The sequence below is a fragment of the Alphaproteobacteria bacterium US3C007 genome, from assembly GCA_034423775.1.
GTDB classification, from domain to species: Bacteria; Pseudomonadota; Alphaproteobacteria; order Rhodobacterales; family Rhodobacteraceae; genus Thalassovivens; species Thalassovivens spotae.
Genome location: CP139918.1, coordinates 579853 through 597436, shown reverse-complemented (window position 1 = coordinate 597436; position 17584 = coordinate 579853). Strand labels below are relative to the sequence as shown.

At 48.5% G+C, this 17584-nt stretch carries 24 protein-coding genes; 13 read left to right on the top strand and 11 right to left on the bottom strand.

Features of this window, described 5'->3' with window-relative positions:
• Positions 1-4: 4 nt before the first annotated feature.
• From fliM to UM181_03040, 10 genes are all read left to right on the top strand, one after another.
• Positions 5-994, top strand: a complete 990-nt coding sequence (gene fliM / locus UM181_03085; protein ID WQC63610.1) for a flagellar motor switch protein FliM — start codon at positions 5-7, stop codon at positions 992-994.
• A 9-nt stretch (positions 995-1003) separates the two neighbouring features.
• Positions 1004-1324, top strand: a complete 321-nt coding sequence (gene fliN / locus UM181_03080) for a flagellar motor switch protein FliN (GenBank protein ID WQC63609.1) — start codon at positions 1004-1006, stop codon at positions 1322-1324.
• 42 nt (positions 1325-1366) lie between these two features.
• Complete coding sequence (locus UM181_03075) at positions 1367-1657, top strand: hypothetical protein (protein ID WQC63608.1); 291 nt, start codon at positions 1367-1369, stop codon at positions 1655-1657.
• Positions 1658-1754: 97 nt separating this feature from the next.
• The gene (gene fliP, locus UM181_03070) at positions 1755-2441 is read left to right on the top strand and encodes a flagellar type III secretion system pore protein FliP (protein WQC64688.1); all 687 of its coding nucleotides are present in this window, start codon (positions 1755-1757) and stop codon (positions 2439-2441) included.
• 6 nt (positions 2442-2447) lie between these two features.
• The gene (gene fliQ, locus UM181_03065; protein ID WQC63607.1) at positions 2448-2714 is read left to right on the top strand and encodes a flagellar biosynthesis protein FliQ; all 267 of its coding nucleotides are present in this window, start codon (positions 2448-2450) and stop codon (positions 2712-2714) included.
• Between the two features lies 1 nt (position 2715).
• Positions 2716-3537 (top strand): flagellar biosynthetic protein FliR, encoded by an 822-nt coding sequence (gene fliR, locus UM181_03060; GenBank protein WQC64687.1) that lies wholly within the window; start codon positions 2716-2718, stop codon positions 3535-3537.
• Complete coding sequence (gene flhB / locus UM181_03055) at positions 3530-4675, top strand: flagellar biosynthesis protein FlhB (GenBank protein WQC63606.1); 1146 nt, start codon at positions 3530-3532, stop codon at positions 4673-4675. The genes fliR and flhB overlap by 8 nt, the downstream gene beginning before the upstream one ends.
• Complete coding sequence (locus UM181_03050; GenBank protein ID WQC63605.1) at positions 4668-4904, top strand: hypothetical protein; 237 nt, start codon at positions 4668-4670, stop codon at positions 4902-4904. The genes flhB and UM181_03050 overlap by 8 nt, the downstream gene beginning before the upstream one ends.
• Before the next feature lie 195 nt (positions 4905-5099).
• Positions 5100-5933 (top strand): hypothetical protein, encoded by an 834-nt coding sequence (locus UM181_03045; protein WQC63604.1) that lies wholly within the window; start codon positions 5100-5102, stop codon positions 5931-5933.
• Between the two features lie 37 nt (positions 5934-5970).
• Positions 5971-6738, top strand: a complete 768-nt coding sequence (locus UM181_03040) for a hypothetical protein (protein WQC63603.1) — start codon at positions 5971-5973, stop codon at positions 6736-6738.
• 240 nt (positions 6739-6978) lie between these two features.
• Here UM181_03040 and rpoN read toward each other — a convergent pair whose 3' ends face one another.
• Complete coding sequence (gene rpoN, locus UM181_03035; GenBank protein ID WQC63602.1) at positions 6979-8349, bottom strand: RNA polymerase factor sigma-54; 1371 nt, start codon at positions 8347-8349, stop codon at positions 6979-6981.
• A 128-nt stretch (positions 8350-8477) separates the two neighbouring features.
• Here rpoN and UM181_03030 point away from each other — a divergent pair, with 128 nt between their 5' ends.
• Entirely contained in the window at positions 8478-8705 is a 228-nt protein-coding gene (locus tag UM181_03030) for a disulfide bond formation protein B (GenBank protein WQC63601.1), read from the top strand.
• A gap of 101 nt (positions 8706-8806) precedes the next feature.
• Here UM181_03030 and UM181_03025 read toward each other — a convergent pair whose 3' ends face one another.
• Positions 8807-10036: an OmpA family protein gene (locus UM181_03025; GenBank protein ID WQC63600.1), complete on the bottom strand. Its 1230-nt coding sequence runs from the start codon at positions 10034-10036 to the stop codon at positions 8807-8809.
• 3 nt (positions 10037-10039) lie between these two features.
• Positions 10040-10804 (bottom strand): MotA/TolQ/ExbB proton channel family protein, encoded by a 765-nt coding sequence (locus tag UM181_03020; GenBank protein ID WQC63599.1) that lies wholly within the window; start codon positions 10802-10804, stop codon positions 10040-10042.
• A gap of 93 nt (positions 10805-10897) precedes the next feature.
• On the opposite strand from UM181_03020, the gene UM181_03015 reads away from it, so the two are divergent.
• Positions 10898-11386, top strand: coding sequence for a DUF1566 domain-containing protein (locus tag UM181_03015; GenBank protein ID WQC63598.1), 489 nt, complete (start codon positions 10898-10900; stop codon positions 11384-11386).
• Positions 11387-11492: 106 nt separating this feature from the next.
• Here the strand turns inward: UM181_03015 and UM181_03010 are convergent, their stop codons facing one another.
• On the bottom strand, positions 11493-12677 hold the full coding sequence (locus UM181_03010; protein ID WQC63597.1) for a flagellin: 1185 nt from the start codon (positions 12675-12677) through the stop codon (positions 11493-11495).
• A 269-nt stretch (positions 12678-12946) separates the two neighbouring features.
• Between UM181_03010 and UM181_03005 the strand changes: the two genes are divergently transcribed.
• Positions 12947-13573, top strand: coding sequence for a hypothetical protein (locus UM181_03005; protein ID WQC63596.1), 627 nt, complete (start codon positions 12947-12949; stop codon positions 13571-13573).
• 21 nt (positions 13574-13594) lie between these two features.
• On the opposite strand, the gene UM181_03000 is transcribed toward UM181_03005, so the two are convergent.
• The 7 genes from UM181_03000 to UM181_02970 form a co-directional block, all read right to left on the bottom strand.
• Positions 13595-14008, bottom strand: a complete 414-nt coding sequence (locus UM181_03000; GenBank protein WQC63595.1) for a hypothetical protein — start codon at positions 14006-14008, stop codon at positions 13595-13597.
• A complete protein-coding gene (locus UM181_02995; protein ID WQC63594.1) occupies positions 14005-14286 on the bottom strand; it encodes a hypothetical protein in 282 nt (93 codons plus the stop codon). Before UM181_02995 ends, UM181_03000 begins: the two co-directional genes overlap by 4 nt.
• An 11-nt stretch (positions 14287-14297) precedes the next feature.
• A complete protein-coding gene (locus tag UM181_02990) occupies positions 14298-14642 on the bottom strand; it encodes a flagellar biosynthesis anti-sigma factor FlgM (protein ID WQC63593.1) in 345 nt (114 codons plus the stop codon).
• 67 nt (positions 14643-14709) lie between these two features.
• Complete coding sequence (gene flgA / locus UM181_02985) at positions 14710-15492, bottom strand: flagellar basal body P-ring formation chaperone FlgA (protein WQC63592.1); 783 nt, start codon at positions 15490-15492, stop codon at positions 14710-14712.
• Positions 15473-15811: a hypothetical protein gene (locus UM181_02980; protein WQC63591.1), complete on the bottom strand. Its 339-nt coding sequence runs from the start codon at positions 15809-15811 to the stop codon at positions 15473-15475. The genes flgA and UM181_02980 overlap by 20 nt, the downstream gene beginning before the upstream one ends.
• The gene (locus UM181_02975) at positions 15811-16905 is read right to left on the bottom strand and encodes a flagellar assembly protein T N-terminal domain-containing protein (protein WQC63590.1); all 1095 of its coding nucleotides are present in this window, start codon (positions 16903-16905) and stop codon (positions 15811-15813) included. Before UM181_02975 ends, UM181_02980 begins: the two co-directional genes overlap by 1 nt.
• A 22-nt stretch (positions 16906-16927) precedes the next feature.
• The gene (locus UM181_02970) at positions 16928-17404 is read right to left on the bottom strand and encodes an LPP20 family lipoprotein (GenBank protein ID WQC63589.1); all 477 of its coding nucleotides are present in this window, start codon (positions 17402-17404) and stop codon (positions 16928-16930) included.
• Positions 17405-17584: the final 180 nt, after the last annotated feature.

Sequence of the window (17584 nt, the reverse complement as noted above, 5' to 3'; positions counted from 1 at the left end):
TTGAATGTCTTCTTCTTCTAAACTTTCAAAAAACGAAGTCGAAGCCCTGATTTCAGGGCTCGACGAGGGTGATGTTGCAGATGCAAGTGCCCTCAACGGTGCTTCAGATAAACAGATACGCGACTTCAAATTTGGATCTGATGATCTATCGCTTTTGGGTGATTACTATGCGCTGCGCGTGATTAATGAGCGCTTCGCCCGTTTTTCGCGGACCGTGTTTCAACCGATGCTTCGGTATCAGCCACGGGTGACAGCGATCAATCCAACTGTGAAAACGTTTGAAGATTACACGTTTGCCTCTGAAAGCTTCATGAGCTTAACGCTGGCGCGGATCGAGTTTTTACGCGGCAGCTTGATGATGGTGATCTCACCGGATTTGATTTCAAAACTGACCAACGCGTATTATGGCGGGAATACTCTGATCTCGAAATCGGCTCAACGGTCTGATTTCACTTCTACGGAGGATCGGATCATTGAAATTATCACCGATGGGTTGATCGAAGCCTTAGAATTGGCTTGGGCTGACTTGATTAAATTGGAATTCTCGGAAGTGACCCGCGAAGAGAATATGCAATTCGTGTCTTTCGTGGATGATCTAGAACAAGTGATTTGCTGTGCCTTTGAAATTCAATTGCCGGGGTCTCCGCCTGCATCATTTGATGTGATTTACCCGTTGCAAACGCTTAAGCCAATTGCCGCGCAGCTGCGCTCGCGGATGCAATCTGATAGCGTTGACAGTCTGTCTTGGACAGATCGTTTGCAAAAGGCAGTGTTCAGTGTGCCTTTAAATTGCACTGCGCGTTTGACCACGGTGGAAAGTAAAATGGCATCCGTTCTTAAGTTCAAAAATGATGATATCGTGCCAATACAGATCAATGGACCGTTGAATTTTGTTGTTGAAGAACGAGAGTTTTTTGAAGCTGAGCTGGGGGATGTTGGAGGCACGGTTGCATTAAGTCTTCTGAAGCCAACTAAGACTGCAGATAAGAAATAGGAAAAAACCATGAATGATACTCCTACACAAGAGGCGCCGGCGGCAAGCTCCGGTTCTGGTAAAATCAGCAGCGAAAAGCTGAAAATTCTTGAGAATATTGAAGTGACATTGTCGATCGAAGTGGGCCGAACCGATATGACTATCCGCGACTTGCTGCGGTTAAACGAAGGCTCTGTGGTTGAACTGGATCGCCTCGCAGGAGAGCCACTTGATATTTATGTCAATGGCGCGATTATTGCGCGTGGCGAAGTTGTGATGGTTGGCGAGCGCTATGGCATTCGGTTCACGGATGTTGTTGATCCGGAAGAAAGAGCCGAATCCGTTCAATAATGGCATGATACTTGCCTGCCTTCTTGGAAGGAGGCGAATATCATGGCTGCGTTTGACGATTTAAGTCAAAAAATCATTATTGTTGTTTTATTTACCTCAGTTTTTGTTGTGATCTGGCTGATTGTTAAACAACGTGGATCTTTGGGCCAAAGCACAGCTGTTCAAGGTCATATTACCCATGTTGAAAGCCGTCGTTTGGCGCATGCCAATGTCTTGTCTGTGTTTGAAATAAACCAGCGGACGGTTTTGGTTTTACAAGGTAAACAAGGCGCAACGGCCCTGGATATCACGCCCGAGATCGCGCCAAAGATTGTGGCTGGCGATGAGCAGTAACCGCCCGTCCCACACGCCTGCCTATGCGCCTAAATATTGGGGCGCTTTGGTCTTTTTGGGATGCTGCTTGCTTCCCATAACTGCCTTTGCCCAACAAATGCCCAGCGTCGGCTTGCCTGCATTATCGGTGGTGCCGGGGCAAGATGGGGGGCAAGAGTACTCGCTTTCTTTGCAAATCTTGGCTTTGATGTCGGCAATCACGCTTTTGCCCAGTCTCTTACTGGGGGCCACAGCTTTCACACGCATCATCATTGTGTTGTCTATTTTGCGACAGGCGATGGGTACCCAGCAAACGCCTCCCAATCAGGTTTTGGTATCGATCGCTTTGTTTCTCACCATTTTCATTATGTATCCGACTCTTGAGGGCATTTATGAGGCGGCGGTTTCGCCCTATTTAGAGGGGCAAATAGAATTTCTGCCCGCGCTTGAATCTGCATCTGTCATCTTAAAAGAGTTTCTGGTTCTTAATACCCGTGAGGCCGAATTGGCTATGTTTGCCGAATTGGCAGGAGATGCGCCTTATCAATCAAATTCTGATGTGCCTTTCAATGTTTTGATGCCGGCTTTTTTAACCTCTGAATTGAAAACGGCGTTTCAAATCGGCTTCTTGCTGTTTTTACCCTTCTTGGTGATCGATATGGTGATTGCTTCCGTCTTGATGTCTTTGGGCATGATGATGTTGAGCCCGATCTTGATTTCCTTGCCTTTTAAACTGCTTCTTTTTGTTTTGGTGGATGGATGGGCCATGACCATCGGATCAATATCTTCAACTTATATGAATTGAGCGATTATGGAATTTGATGCAAATATCGAACATTTGAGAATGGCGTTTTGGCAGGTAATTATCACATCAGGTCCCATTTTGGGCATTGCCTTGGGGGTAGGTTTGGCGATCGGGATTGTACAAGCGGCAACATCGATCAATGAAATGACGCTAAGCTTCGTGCCAAAGCTGATTTTTGTGCTTGGTGGCTTTGCCTTGCTGTCGGGCTTCATGCTGCTGCAACTTTCTGATTTCTTTGCTTATATCTTTGATACGATAAGTGGTCTTGGCTAAGATGGAGAACCTGCTGGTCAGTTCTGATAGTGGTATTCCCGGGGTAGAGCTGCCAGGGCTTTTTGAGTTTCTATCGGTATTTTTTCTGGCAACTTTGCGGATCGGTGCTTTTTTAATTTCAGCCCCGTTTTTTGGCGCGCAATCGATACCGCTCCAAGTGCGGATTGTCTCAAGTATTATCCTAGGCATGGTTTTTTTTGAACAGTTTCAATCTGTGCCTCTGCTTGAACTCGACAATCTGGTGATTGTGCGCATTATCTTTGTGGAACTATTGATCGGCTTGACGGTCGGTATCTTGCTGAGCATTTTATTTGCCTCGGTGGCCTTGGCTGGCGAAAAAATAGCAACTTCGGGTGGCCTTGGGTTTGCGGCCCAAATCGATCCAACAACGGGCGGTCAAACCCCGGTGATCAGTAATGCTTTAACGCTTTTTTCAATCGTAACCTTTTTATCTTTGGATGGTCATTTGGCGCTTATCCGCGCGATGGATGCCAGCTTTTCAGTCGTGGCGGTCGGTGGGCGGCTTGATCTTTATGCTGCCAGCCAATTCGTTATTGAATCGGCCGGCTACATGTTTGAGCTCGCCAGTGTAATGATGCTGCCAGTGGTGATCGTCTTGCTGCTGACAAATGTGACGGTTGGTGTGGTGACACGCTCGGCGCCGACGTTGAACCTTTTTTCTTTCGGCTTCCCAATCACGCTTTTGGTGTGTTTTCTGGCATTATATCTGGCAACCAAACCGCTGGGCTATTCGATGGAATATTTGGTGGGCTTTGCAATCGATTTTATCGCATCATTCTTTGGAAAGTTGAAAAATGGCTGAAGAGAGTGCGCAGGAAAAGACCGAAGACCCAACGCCGAAACGACTTGAGAAGGCGTTGGAAGATGGTCAGGTTTTAACCTCTAAAGAGCTGTTTGTTTTTTCTACCTTGTTCACCGGCTTCTTGATGTATTTTCTCATCTTAATGTTTTCCGATCGGATTTTGGGGGAATTTAAAGGTTTTTTTAGTTTTGATCTAAGCGATTTTCAGGGTGAGTTGTTGCGGATGACCTCTGGCGCTGTGTCATTCATTCTTGTGTATGGGGTGTTGTTTGCCATTCCTATTTTCTTTGTTGTGCTGTTTACGCAGGGCGTTTTGTCCGGTGGTATAAACGTGTCGGCCAAGGCGATGTCTTTTAAAGGGTCGCGGATCAATCCGCTGGAAGGGTTGAAGCGGATGTTTTCAACCAAAGCGTTGGTTGAATTGGCAAAAGCCGTTTTGAAAGTGAGTCTCTTATTGGGCACTGCCGCGCTGGTGATTAGCCTTTATATGCCACAGCTTACCACGTCATCGAACGCCAATTTGCTCAACGGATTGTCACGCGCCGGGGATGTTTTCGTGGCGTTGATGATCACATTGCTGATTGGCTTGGTGGTGATCGCGTTTTTGGATGTTTTGTGGCAGCGCTATCAGCATATCGAAAAGCTGAAAATGAGCCTGCAAGACGTGAAAGATGAAAATAAGCAAACCGAAGGTTCACCTGAGGTCAAAGCCAAAATTCGCCGGATGCAAATGCAAACGGCTGCGCGCGGTGCCGAGCAACGCGCGGCGTTGTCTAATGTTGCCGAGGCAACCGCGGTGATCACCAACCCAACGCATTTTGCCGTTGCGTTGAAATATGAAGTGGGCACATCGGGCGCGCCAACTATTCTGGCGATGGGTCGGGGTAAAATGGCGGCGGATATAATCGAGATTGCAACAAAAGAATCGATCACCGTCTTTCAAAGCCCTTTATTGGCGCGGGCGCTTTATTTTACGGGCAATATCGGGCAAGAAATTCATGAAGAGTTGTTCAGCGCTGTGGCGGCTGTTTTGGCGTTTATCTTCCGCGTGGCCAAGGGCGAAGAGCTGGATGCGCCAGATATTTCAATACCAGACGATCTTCAATTTAATGAAACGGGAGCTCCTTTAAATGGTTAGATTAGCTTATAAAAAATCGCTCAGCATGGGTGAAGCAATCAGTTCTGTTTGCTTTTTCGGCGTTGGCTTTGTGTGGTTGTCATATGGGTTTGAGTATTTCGCGGCGGCTCAATTTTGGTCGGCTTCGGGTATGTTTATCTGTGCGTTTTTTAGTTTTGCGGCCTGTATCCGGTATGTGATTCAAAACGCCTTGTTCAAGCTGAAAGAAAGTTTGAATGAGCACAGTTAAAAACACCGTGAGAACCTGCCATAATTGCGTGTTCTTTTTTATTACCCATGAGGCCCAAAAGCCTTGGGGATGCCGACATTTTGGATTTAAATCCGCCAATATCCCGGCGCAAGCTGTATTTCAAGCAAGTGGCACGAATTGTGCTTATAAACAGGTAAAGGCTTTGCCGAGACAACAAAAAAAGGACTTGGGCTGATGGCAGGAACTCGTTCAGCAAACACCGCCGATGTAGAAAAAAGTATCCAGATAGCTCTGGATGCGGCGGACGCCGCAATGGATGTTACATCGGAATATGCAAAGGTCGCGCAGCAGATCAAACGATCCACTGCAAAACTGGCGAATATTGAAAAGCTGGGCCGCATAGCGGTTATATTAGGATTTGTTTCCGGCATTGGCGCGGCGGCATTGTGTATCGTGATCTTTCTGCAATCCTCATCACAATTGAAATTGTTGTCGCAAACCAACACAGAATTGTTGACCGTATTTATCGAAAACGTTGATTCCTTGAATGAGGATGTTGCAAAGCTTACGCCAGCCTTGGATCAGATTAACAATTTAACCAATGTCGTTGAAACAGCCAGCGCGGGTTTGGTGAAAATTGGCGAGAAGTCAGACATGATGTCTGAAGAAGTGCGCGTTGCGATTGAAAAGATGAATACGATTGAGCCGTCGGTCATGGCACAATTGACCGAGCAGCAAGAAAAAAGCGCCATCTTAAATTCGGAGCTGACGCTGTCCTTTGCCGAAATGACCAATGAAGAATTCAAGGCTCAAAATATGATTATGGGCAATTTCACGCGCTCAGTGATCGATGCATTGCAAACTATTTCTGACGCCTCTGCAGGGATGAAAGAGCAACGCGATGCCTTACAGGCGCTGCAAGAGGTGAATGCTGAATTATCGGCTCGCGTGGCAACGCTTGATCAAAAGCTAAGTTCGGCCAAAAAAGAAGCAGCTCAGGCGCGCAAGGCGCGGGCGCGGGCTGTGGCGGCGCCAAAACCTGAAGGCGATATTATTAAGTTTCCATAGTAAGTGGAAAAAAGAAGCAGGTAGGCGGGTAAGTTAGATGGCGGAAAGTGTTGAGGGGCAAGAAACACGCGCGGTTTTGCAGATTGGCGGTTTTATCAATGGCTATGGGCCAACGATTGGATTGCAACAATTTGATTATATCTTAGGCGTTGATGGCACCCCGTTTTTGGGCACAGCGAAACAGTTTAACGCGCTTTTTGCCTATGAAGATGAAGAAGACGCGGCTGCACATGTTGATGAAACTTGGATCTTGACGGTTAAGCGGGATCAGACGGCTTTTAATATTTCGGTAACGCAATCGCTTGGGGCGAAATTCGATGAGGTTGATGCGGACGCACATCCTATGTCGGAAACCGATCTTGCGATGTTAACGGCGGCCACGCGGTCCGGTTTGATCGAATATATGGTTTTTCATGATATGCAAAAAAATGCAGAACTGGTCGATCGTTCCAAATCGCTTTTGGCGATGGTGTGTCCGCCCTTTTGGTTTTTGAACCAGCGGATGCCTGAAGCGGCGCTGGCGAGTATTTTGGCGTTTTTCGTGGCCTTGACGGTGCATTGGATTTTGGGCGTGGTGTTTTACCTCATGCTTTGTATTTATTCCGGCCGCGAACAAGGAAATATGCTGGTAGCTTTCATGAGTTTTCGCAAATTTATCTACCTGCAGACAATTGTAGCTGAAAATGAATTAAGCGCGCAAAGAACCGTTTTATCCTTAGACAGCGAGATGTTCTTTAAAGCTCCGGTGGCGGGCTTAGAGCAGCCGCGGCGGCGTAAAAAGAAACGCCCACCTGTTGGTGTTTAAAATTTTTTGACCATGGGCTGCTGGCGCATGAGCGAGGTGAGCATTTGGGCGCAATGCAGCGCTGCTTTCTAAGCGCCAAGCCTCGGCCCGCATTGTTCAGTAGAGTAGGGGTGCGGCTCATGGGCGCGCTTATCCTTACCCTTAATTTTTTCGATGTGAGGCAAGCGCGCGTCGCACGACTGAAGCGGTAATCCACCCAGCCCAACGCGCGGGTTTTGCGGTCTTCTGTGAAAAGACGCTTTATTTCGCAATCAATGTATTAAGTTTATACTCGCGTTTGCGCTGCGCTGTAGATTTGATATTTTCCAATTCGCGATATTTTGCAACGGTGCGCCGCGCCACCGTAAACCCCTCTTCGGCGAGAAGACTGGATATTTTTGCATCGCTAATCGGCTTTAACGGGCTTTCTTCTGCAATGATTGCCGTGATTTTATTGCGGATCGCTCGGGCAGACACGCCCTCTTCGCTGGTATTTGCCTGCAGACCGCTGCTAAAGAACATTTTCAGCGGGAATGTCCCCCGCGGCGTTTGTATCAGCACCGACGCCGTTGAGCGGCTGACCGTGCTTTCATGGATTCCCAAGGCTTCTGCAACAATGCGTAATTGCAAAGGGCGAATACCCGCGATGCCTTCATCAAAAAATTTAATTTGATGTTTTAAAATATGCTGCGCAACCATCTGAAGCGTTTGGTTGCGTTGCGCTATGGCGCGCTTTAGCCAATGGCCCGTTGCGATTGAGGTTTTTATGAACTCAACCGATTTTTCTTCGCTTTGGGCGGATTGGTTCAACGTATTTGCGTAATCTATATTGACTTTGACGCTGGGCAAAGATGACCGGTTTAACGCGATTTCAATCTGATCTCCATCGCGCTGTACGATTAAATCGGGTTCTCGGTTGCTGCCCAGGGCCTCACAATCAAATAACGCACCTGGCTTTGGATTATATTGCCGGATTTGCAACACGCGCTGCTTGACATCCTCTGCCGCGCAGCCCGCTAAGGTGCATAATTCTTTGATCTTGCCTTGCGCCAACATTTCAAGGTTTGCCAGCACGATTTTCATCGGTGCGTCAAATTCCTTGCGCTCTTTGGCTTGTAATGTGAGGCATTCGGCCAAGTTACGCGCAAATAACCCGACCGGCTCAAACCCTTGCAGCTGTTCTAACACCGCGTTCACATCTGCCAGTTCGGCAGATAATTGATCTGCAACCTCTTCAAGATCGATTGGTAAATATCCCGCCGGGGTGATATCTGCCAGCAATCGATACGCAATCGAATTATACTGCTCTGAAAAGTTTTGCAGGCGAATTTGTTTGCAAATATGCTCTAGCAAAGTTTCCGGGCGCTCGCCCAGAAGTGTTTCCATAAACGAGTTAGAAATACCTGCGCCGGCCTTTGAGGGTTGAAAATCAATCTCAGCTTTACGTTTGTTTTCCGAGTTAACGCCTTTGACCTCAATGAACGGGTTACTTTCGGCCAGATCTTCTAAATGCTTTTCTAATTCTAGGTTGTTCATCTGCAAGATGCTGATAGCATGTTGCAGCTGTGGCGTAATAACCAAGCTTTGCTTTTGAACCTGCTGGGTTCCAATATTGAGGCCAAGCATCGACATATCAATTACCAAACACTGTTACATAACTAGGAAAGCAAAGAACATGCCAAAACTGAATAATATTGAAAAAATATTGATTCAGTCTTTATTAAAATTCTGATAAGATTGAGCTTGAAGGAGTTATCTACATGTTTTCAAAAGAAAAAGACACTCCCTGCCGCATTTGTATGGCTATTCGGATTTTCTTATTATCCGTGCTGACCATCGCGTTGCTCACCTTTATTGATCGTTCGATTTTATCTGCTGTGGCCAGTTTAAAGCCTTTGACAATCGCTTTGATTTTGGTCGGCGTGTTGGCCTTTTTTGCACTTTTGAAATCCGCGTTTGAATATCGCCAGTGGAAGAAGCGCGATTAATCGAACCGGCCGGATCCTTTTGCATTTACGTGAACATTTAGCCAAACTCCGTGGTTGAACAGGCGCGCGGGGCCGCAAAGGCCACCGCGTTTTGTTCTGCTTTAATATTCAAGTTCAATTTCAATACGGCGGTTTTCTTCGCGTCCTGCGGCGGTGGTATTATCCGCAATCGGTCTCGTTTCACCATAGCTTTTTGCTTCCAACCGGCCAGGACCAACTTGCCCGCTTTCTTCGATGGCTTGCACCACGCTTGATGCGCGCGCTGCTGCAAGGTCCCAATTGTCGCGGTAAAGCGCACCAAAGGCAATCGGCACATCATCAGTATGGCCCGCAACAGTAATGCTGTTATCGCTTCCGTCGCTGACATTCGCAATTTGGTCAATAATTTCTTGCGCTTGACCCGTCAGATTGGCCGAGCCAGAGGGGAAGGCACCACCCGTACCCACGCTTACAAACACTTTATTATCGCGCGTTTCCACGGTGACAGCGCCAAATTCAATCTGGTCCTGCAATTTCACTTTCAAATCTTCTGCGGCATCTTGGGCTTTCTTTTCGGCTTTTCCAGCTTCGGCAAAGGCCTCTTCGCTGTCTTGACCGCCCAATTTTTTCAACTGGTTCTCAAGTTCAGAGACAAAATCGATCAATTCGCTTAGCTGTTCTTCCAAGCCGCCAAACAAAACCTCTTGCTCTGATTGCCCTGTGGCCAGTTCGGCCAAAGACACGGCTTGACCTACTTTTTTGAATTTTTCTTTCATTTCTTCGGGCGAGGATCCTTCCGCCTTCAGATCCACCACAACCTTATTGTCTAGGGTCGAAACCGCGATATCAACAGCCTGCGCGATTTGTTCGATGGCATCGGCCAGTTTTTCGGCGTCCGATTGCTGATCGCTATCAGCGGTTCCATCTTGGTTTTCGCCGCCAAGCCCTTCGGTGAATTCTTGACCCTCCTGCATTTGATCTGAGCCTTCGCTGTCATCATTATCCGTGGGGATTTCGACATCGGGCTTGGTAATATCGTCGGTCTGCTGGGTCATATCTTCCGTAACAGAGGGCGAGGGAGATGGACTGAAGCGCATTTCAAGCACGGTTGTGCCTTCCGGCTGTTCCACCACTGGAATCAGTCGCTGAACGCCAAATGAATCCTTTAAAGACCCAGAAATCTGTTTGAACTTGGGAACATTCATTTCGGCGAAAGACAAAATCATCACGAAAAACGCCATCAACAAGGTTGCCATATCGGCAAAGGTTGCCATCCATGCCGGCGCACCGGCCGGCGGACATTTCGGACATTCTTCTTCGGGGGCGTCGTCTTCTTCGAGATCCTCTGCCATCGGTTATGCCGCCGCCAGTTTTTCTTGCTGTTTGGACGGCAGGTTTGACGCCAAAACATCTTGAATATTGCGTGGAGATTCGCCGCGGGCAATGTTGCGCAGGCCTTCTAACACCACCCCGCGATAAAAGATTTCATAGGCCGTATACCCTTCTAATTTGGTGCGGATCGGGCCAAAAAACACGTTGGCAAAAAACGCGCCGTAAAGCGTGGTCAACAAAGCCACCGCCATCGCGGGGCCGATCGCTTTTGGATCGCTCATATTGCCCAACATCACAACGAGGCCGATCAATGTTCCGATCATCCCCATCGCCGGGGCGATATCGATCCACGCCGTCAAGATTCCATGATTGACCTCATGCCGGCTTTTCATCGCGGCGATTTCAGCGTTCATGATTTTTACCATTTTCGGCTCATCAGCGCCGTCAACCAGCAGCTGCATGCCTTTTTCAAAGAATTTATCGGGCACATCTTGGCCCTCAAGCGCCATCATCCCGTCTTTACGGGCGATCGCTGCCAGCTCAACCATACGAATGATCGTGGCATCTAGTTTTTTCACAGGGGGTAAGAAGCATTTCGCCATCGCTCCAAAATGCCCCAGAAAGGCGGGCAGTGGGGTTGTCCACATCACCGCAAAGAATGTGCCGCCCAAAACCACAAGGGCTGAGGGAACGTCAAGAAAGGGCCCAAGCGAGCCCGCTGAGGAAATCATACTGCCGCCAATAAAGCCAAGCGCGCCAAGCATACCGATAAGTGAAGCTAAATCCATAATGTCCGCTCTGTATGTTTTTCGAATTAGGTTGCAAAAGTGATGCCATCTTGTGAAAATCGGCGCAGAGTGATGAAAAAAACGAAAGTTCAGATGGCGCGTCCTTTTCTTTATGCTTTGCTAATCGGCTGTCTTATTCAAAGTGCACCGGCTTGCGCAGAAACGCTGCGATTGCAACGTGACGGGCCGCTTGCGCGCGATTATTTCAACAAGTTGGAATGGATGCGCTGCAGTATCGGACAAGTCTGGCAGGATGAAACCTGCCAAGGTGAGATAAAAATGCTGACCGTTGCACAGGCCGAGCAGATCAGCGCCGTGATGCGTGAAAACTGGGGCGGAGGCTGGCGCCTGCCCACGGTAAAAGAGCTGAAAGGTTTGATTCAAAAAAACGTGGAGGCCCCAAAGATTGACGGGGAAACCTTTCCCAACACGCATCAGGGTTCATATTGGACCAGCGATCAGAGCTTTTATACCGATCAATATTTCTGGACGGTGAATTTTTATACGGGGCAATTGTACAATCGGTTTTTCTATTTTCAAGAAAATGCCGTGCGCCTCGTGCGGGATTATAGTATAAATTAATGTAGCGCTACGCGCGGTTTCTTCATTTTCCGCTCGTTTTTTAGCAATGGTGCAGAGTCAAAAAAGCCCGCTTGCGCGGGCTTTTCTATAATGCTTTGAGTTGTGCTTAACCTTGCAACAGGCTCAGCACGTTTTGCTTCGAGGCATTGGCCTGCGCCAGCATTGCTGTTGAAGCTTGCTGTAAAATCTGCGACTTAGCCAGCGAAGTGGTTTCAGCTGCAAAATCTGCATCTTCAATGCGGCCACGACCAGCTTGTAGGTTAGAGCTGATGTTGGTTAGGTTGCTTACAGTGCTGTCAAGACGATTTGAAATCGCTCCGAGACTAGCGCGCTGTGCATTTACGAGTACAATAGCATCGTCAATATTGCCAATTGCCGTTGCAGCAGCGCTTTGTGATGCAACTGATACTGAGCCACCCTTGGTAACATCAACTGTTCCATCTCCGTTGTCAGTAACAGTGTAGGCAGCACTCAAACCATCTTCTAAGGCTTGAGTAAGAATTGCGCTCTGACCCGCTGCGTCTGCAGTAAAACCAGCTGTACTAAAGTCAGCAGTAATCGACACGCCGTCTACACTGAGTGATACAACCGCATCATTGTCAGCTGCGGTACCACCGATTGTAATTGTGCTTCCGGATGTCGAAATAGTCGTATCAGCTGATGTACCGTCGGTATCCACACTCTCAGAGGTGTAAACTGGATTACTGCTAGTCCCTCCAACGCCTAGCGCTGAAGCCGAGGTCGCGTTTATCGTTGCAACGATTGTATCCTTTGCGGTCACACCAGAACCGATTTGCAGGGTGAAGCTGGCTTGGTCAGACGAGTGAGCTGTTGCAAGAGCAGTTACAGAAGACCCATCATACGGCGTTGCTCCGTCTAGCAGGCTCTTACCAGCCCACTTTGTTGAGGCTGCAATTCGATCAATCTCTGTGGTAAGTGCAGTCATTTCTAATTGAAGCGAAGTTCTATCAGCGGAGCTATTCGTGTCGTTGGCAGCTTGCACAGCCAGTTCACGCATACGCTGTAGTATGTTAGTGACTTCCTCGTGCGCGCCCTCTGCTGTATCGATTAGCGCCTGACCGTCCATCGCATTGCGAATGGCTTGGTTCGTGCCACGAATTTCAGATGTAAGGCGCGAAGCGATCGCAACGCCAGCCGCGTCATCAGCAGCTGAGTTGATACGTTTTCCTGTGGAAAGACGCTCCATTGAGATTTCCATCTCTTTATTCACGCTCGATGCCGCTGCTTGGGCCATCAAAGCGCCTGTATTAGTCGCAACAGTAAGTGCCATTTTCGTTTCTCCTAATCATAACCGATTTTATCGGTGGTTCGGCGCGCAGCGCCAAGGTAACGCAAGGGTCTATATCTAATACTTTCCTCGCTCAGGATTAAGAACGGTTGGGCTTTCTTATTGTTTAGGTGACAAAGATCAGAAAGCTGCAGTTTTTTATAAAAAAGGAAAAGTTTTTTACCTATCTTGCACGCTCGGGCTTAAATCGGCATGGTTTTTGAAAGAGGAATAGCAGAGGCAGAGCCCCTGTCAGGAGCAAAGACGCGTAAATGACTTATTTGAAACTTAATATTCTGCCCGCAATTGCCTGTCTGGCTTTCTTTTCGCAGGATGTCATGGCGGCAACAACCGATATGCCAGATCCGTTTAGCCAAGCTGTGACCGCCGTGCGCCAGAAAGATTATAGCACCGCTTATCAGCTGTTTTTGCATTTGGCCGAAGAGGGTGATTATGACGCTCAATACAATCTGGCGGTCTTGTTTAAAAAAGGCCTTGGGCATCCCACGCATTATCAAAACGCACTGAAATGGGCGTTTCTGGCTGAGCTGGGCGGCATAGGAAAAGCCACCGATATGCGCGAAGAGCTGGTGGGCATTATGCCCGAAGACACCTTAGAGCTGGTGCGCGCTGAGGTGAAGCAGGTGTTAACCCAGCGGTTTGAGGCCTCAGACCGCTCTGTGATTTTGCAGCTGGCGCAATATAATCTGACCATCGTGAAAGAGCCGGATTTAAAAACAGTCTATGCGCTTCGTGCATTGGCGGCTGCAATCGGTATTCGTTCAGCGATGGAATTACGCGATGAAGTTGAAGCAGAGCTTGAGCCAAAAGATTTGATCAACGCGCAACAAATGGCGGCAAAACTATATGAAGAAACGCGCTGGCCATTGCCTGAATAGAGGGGTCAGCTGCTCGTAGCGTTATGCAGATTTGTGCTGCTGGATCAAAATTTCCAATAACTCGGGCTCAATACCAAGTTTAAGCTGAATTTGATCTGCTGCATCGCCGGCCTTTATCATCGATATTGCCGTTTCAATCATGCTATCTGCGGAAAATTCAGGGATAACGGCAGCCGCGGCGCTAGGCCGCGACGGGTCATGCGCAAAATCTGTTTTTGGAAGTAGAGCCGTTTTTTGCGGTAAAGGCGCCGAGTGGCCGGGCCGGCCTTCCAAAGCCGTAAGGCGCAGAGCCAGCGCTTTTATGTTTCGATTTAGCCGCGCAACGCGCAACAGCAATGCCACAAGCCCAAACAGCAGAACAGCCAAGGCGAGCAACACGGACTGCCAGAAAATTGGAGTGGCCCAAAACGCGCTCAAGACGGCTGTATCGGTCATTTCAAGAGATGTTCTATGGAAGAAATATTGCGCAACTCAGAGGCTGCAGCAGAAAAGTTTTGTTCGCTTACCAGGAAGTCGCGGATAGATCGCAGCCGCTCTTTATCGGGTGTTGAAAGGTCTTTTAAAAACGGCTGAATGTCAGCAAGTTCATTTTTGGCTTTGTTTAAAAAAGAAAGACACGCCTCATGATATGAGGCGCTTGATGGTCGTTCCAGCTTGAGCAATTGGGCTTCAGCTTCAAGCGCGACAAGTACGTCTGAGACTGACTGCACCATAGGCGGTAAGGTTAAGACAATTCCGAAACCGATGCTAAAAGCGCATCAGAAATTTTATTGTAATCCACCGGATACTCATTATTTGCGATTTCAGCCCGTAATCTTTGTACCGATTCAATATCAATTGGGGGTGGCATGTCTTGCATCGCTTGCACCACATCACCCATCGCAGATTTCACATCTACCGAGACGCTGCCAGCATCAGCTTCCGTTACAGGCGTTGCCGGTGCGGTATTGCCCAACTCAACAGCGCTTGTTTCTGAGCCGGTTCCGACAGAAACTTTCGGTGCGCTAGAGGCTTCAGGCACAACCACACTGGCTGTTGTCCCGGTTAAATTTTGAACTGTATCTACCATCTTTTTTACTCCAAGGTGACCTGCACCAAAAGAACATTTTATCTCTTCCAAGTACTACAACGGCGCTTTAATGCAATTGTTTAGAAATTATTTTGCCTTCGCTTGAATTTTTTATCAGCGCCTTTAATTTAACGCCAGTTTCAAGGTTTGCGACGGTAATCACTTCACCAATTTGCCCATCAGACAGAGCTACTGCCTTACCAATAATTTCAATTCCTGATCGAGTCAATGTTACATCGATAATCGCATCTTTTAAGATCGCGTAATTTATTTCCAGGTGGCGCGCCAAGCTTGGAGCGCCGGCGGAGACAGATTTGGTGAGCCGGCGCCCGATCACGTCTGACACTTGTCTATACCCACCATATACTTTTGAAGAAAACCCTGTTTGAACCATCAGGTCCTTGGCTTCTATAACGGTGCCGCGTTTTAAGGGCGCGTTATAGACCACAAAACTATGTTGCGGCCGAGCCACCTCGTTGATGGGCATCGTTGACGTTATTTTTTTCGGCTCAATTGCGGGCGATATAACATCTTTGGGCATCGTAAGATCAGCGGGCATCATAACATCAGCGCGCACGGCAATAGCCCATTTATAGGGCTGCGCGCAGGATACGTTGATGGTTTGCCAATCCTCAAATTTAGGGGCGATGCTTAATTTCGTTTTGCACGGATAAAACAGTTTATGACCGGCCAAACGCGGGATTACATCCTGCCCCTGCTCTTTGGCCTGAACAATTATTTGCGCCACAATCTCGTGTCCACTGATCCGCTCAGCCGCTTGGGCAACCCCCGTGATAAGCCCACATATGAGCACGGCGCAAACCCTATTCTTAGAAAAAATAGATATCATCCCCGCGCCCCCCGCCGCCTGTATCGCCGCCTGGAAGGCGCAAGACGACCCCAGAGAGCAATCTATTTGGGTTTGCGCCCACAAAGGCTCTGGGATTGGATTGTACAATTTGTTCAAACATCTGCCGCCCAACGGCGCTGCGCCCATAATATTTTGCCACGATCATCGCCAGAGTTTCGCCGCGCCGCACCCGGTGCGAGCTTGCGCCGCCAGCAGCGCTATTGCCGGACCTATATTCCAGTACGACGAAAGGTTCTTGCGCGATTGCGGGTACTGCGGATACCAAAAGAAATGCCAAAAGGAGGTTTATTGATCGCATTAAAACGTTCCTTCGATAAGTTGAACGGTTTGGCCTGCCAAACTTTCCGAGCTTTGAAAATTATTAATCGGTCGCATCATCGCTTGACCCGTCATCACCTCAGAGACTTCCAGAAGCACCCAAGCATGCTCGCCCGCTGTAACATAAGCAAGCGCGCCTGTTTTGATGCCCGCATTTTCGCCGTGAGGGAACATTAAATTTGTTCCCGCCAACGCCAAAGGTGCTTGCAACGGTACGCAAGAGGCCAAACGAAACTGGCCGATCATCTGATCGACAGCTCCAAAAACTGCCATTAAATCAAATACCGGGGATCTGGCATCCAAAAGATTTAAGGTTCGGAAGGGCGTTTTCGGGGAGAGGGGCGCCAAAATCTGCAAGTTTGATGAAAAGACCTCGGTCAAATTTCGCGCCGAAATGGCGGAAAGTGAAATCATTGCATGCACCCCACCGCTTCCCGAACGCAGTGTCACATCCGTAGAAATCAAAAGTGCGGCGTCAACCGCGCCCAATTGGTTGGATTGCAAACTGGCGTAATTTAGCATTTTTTTTGGGCTTTGGCGCTTCTTAAAATCCGCAAAGCTCATCATCTCGCCACTGTTCAGGGGCCCCGGATAGTTTTGCGAGATATAATGCGTGATTGCTTTGCCAAGTTCGGGCGCCAAAGCCGCATGATGCGCATGAACTTTTTGGCCGATGGAAACGCTTGGACGCAACACAAGGGCTTTTTCAAAGCGCGGATTGGCGCAGGTTTGCGCGCCGCTCTCTGCAAAAAACGCTCTTATACTGACTTGGTAATGCGTTGATGATTTATTCTCTTTCAAAATTTTGAAATCAACCAACTTTGCGTCTGAGTTTTGGGTGATTATATCGCGCAGCAGCACGCCATTATGAGACACCAATGTACCGCTGATACGCACGCCATTTTTCAACGCCGCAAGATATAGCGCATCTTCAAGCGCAAACCGACGCGCTTTTTGCTCGCTATGGCCCGACAGCGCGGCGCGACCAGTTGCATCAACGGTGGCGATATTGGCGGTAAAGCCACTATTGGCCATCCCTATGAAACAGAAGGCTAGTGCAAGAAACCGCTTCAAAAAGGGGCGCCCACTCCGCATTTTAACCTCGTACGGTGCGCATAATATTGGAAAGGAGCGCTTGATCTAGCTCTAAAACCACCTCATATGTGTCGCGCCCAACGGGGTTGATGCGCACCGTTTTGGCGCCCAAAATCACGCCATCAACCGAAGCTCTCAACGAGTCATTTTGAACGATGGCATCAATAATTGTGGTTTGCGAGTCGATCTGAACGCCGTGAACCTGCTCGGTAAGATTGCGCATCGCTTGCAGCCGCGCTGAGCGAATGGCCATCAAACGTCGCTGGTTTGCCGATTTTGCGGGTTGGGCAGAAATACTGGCATAGCCCATTCCGGTGAGTGTTGGGATCACTTCAACGCGTGGCTGGGTAACGGCGGCTGTTGCATCTACCGCATTTACGATGGCCATTTGATCGTTTGTTTGCGGCGCCGGAGCGGCGGGAGACGGCTCTAAAATCTGCGCCAAACTGGGCAGCCCCCCATTCGTGTCACAGCCCATAAGAAGCCCAAAAGACAGTGCACAGACTGCAAGGGGGAAACGATAAAGTCTTGGCGGCCTATTCCTGTTTTTCTCGAACACGGTCTTTACTCCTCAGCTATCACTCTCAACTACAAGCATGTTTCGTGCCAAAACTGCGGTAAGCGGTAAGTTTTGAACTTTGGCACAGTTTTTGCCTGT

Bases quoted from the DNA above. Each gene is read 5' to 3' on its own strand.
- rpoN (WQC63602.1), bottom strand. From the start codon at position 8,349: ATGTCGATGCTTGGCCTCAATATTGGAACCCAGCAGGTTCAAAAGCAA.
- fliN (WQC63609.1), top strand. From the start codon at position 1,004: ATGAATGATACTCCTACACAAGAGGCGCCGGCGGCAAGCTCCGGTTCT.
- flhB (WQC63606.1), top strand. From the start codon at position 3,530: ATGGCTGAAGAGAGTGCGCAGGAAAAGACCGAAGACCCAACGCCGAAA.
- UM181_03075 (WQC63608.1), top strand. From the start codon at position 1,367: ATGGCTGCGTTTGACGATTTAAGTCAAAAAATCATTATTGTTGTTTTA.
- UM181_03025 (WQC63600.1), bottom strand. From the start codon at position 10,036: ATGGCAGAGGATCTCGAAGAAGACGACGCCCCCGAAGAAGAATGTCCG.
- UM181_03005 (WQC63596.1), top strand. From the start codon at position 12,947: ATGACTTATTTGAAACTTAATATTCTGCCCGCAATTGCCTGTCTGGCT.
- UM181_03000 (WQC63595.1), bottom strand. From the start codon at position 14,008: ATGACCGATACAGCCGTCTTGAGCGCGTTTTGGGCCACTCCAATTTTC.
- UM181_02980 (WQC63591.1), bottom strand. From the start codon at position 15,811: ATGCGATCAATAAACCTCCTTTTGGCATTTCTTTTGGTATCCGCAGTA.
- UM181_03010 (WQC63597.1), bottom strand. From the start codon at position 12,677: ATGGCACTTACTGTTGCGACTAATACAGGCGCTTTGATGGCCCAAGCA.
- UM181_03020 (WQC63599.1), bottom strand. From the start codon at position 10,804: ATGGATTTAGCTTCACTTATCGGTATGCTTGGCGCGCTTGGCTTTATT.
- UM181_03030 (WQC63601.1), top strand. From the start codon at position 8,478: ATGTTTTCAAAAGAAAAAGACACTCCCTGCCGCATTTGTATGGCTATT.
- fliR (WQC64687.1), top strand. From the start codon at position 2,716: ATGGAGAACCTGCTGGTCAGTTCTGATAGTGGTATTCCCGGGGTAGAG.
- fliP (WQC64688.1), top strand. From the start codon at position 1,755: ATGCCCAGCGTCGGCTTGCCTGCATTATCGGTGGTGCCGGGGCAAGAT.
- fliM (WQC63610.1), top strand. From the start codon at position 5: ATGTCTTCTTCTTCTAAACTTTCAAAAAACGAAGTCGAAGCCCTGATT.
- UM181_02990 (WQC63593.1), bottom strand. From the start codon at position 14,642: ATGGTAGATACAGTTCAAAATTTAACCGGGACAACAGCCAGTGTGGTT.
- fliQ (WQC63607.1), top strand. From the start codon at position 2,448: ATGGAATTTGATGCAAATATCGAACATTTGAGAATGGCGTTTTGGCAG.
- UM181_02995 (WQC63594.1), bottom strand. From the start codon at position 14,286: ATGGTGCAGTCAGTCTCAGACGTACTTGTCGCGCTTGAAGCTGAAGCC.
- UM181_03045 (WQC63604.1), top strand. From the start codon at position 5,100: ATGGCAGGAACTCGTTCAGCAAACACCGCCGATGTAGAAAAAAGTATC.
- UM181_03040 (WQC63603.1), top strand. From the start codon at position 5,971: ATGGCGGAAAGTGTTGAGGGGCAAGAAACACGCGCGGTTTTGCAGATT.
- UM181_03050 (WQC63605.1), top strand. From the start codon at position 4,668: ATGGTTAGATTAGCTTATAAAAAATCGCTCAGCATGGGTGAAGCAATC.
- flgA (WQC63592.1), bottom strand. From the start codon at position 15,492: ATGATATCTATTTTTTCTAAGAATAGGGTTTGCGCCGTGCTCATATGT.
- UM181_03015 (WQC63598.1), top strand. From the start codon at position 10,898: ATGGCGCGTCCTTTTCTTTATGCTTTGCTAATCGGCTGTCTTATTCAA.
- UM181_02970 (WQC63589.1), bottom strand. From the start codon at position 17,404: ATGGGCTGTGACACGAATGGGGGGCTGCCCAGTTTGGCGCAGATTTTA.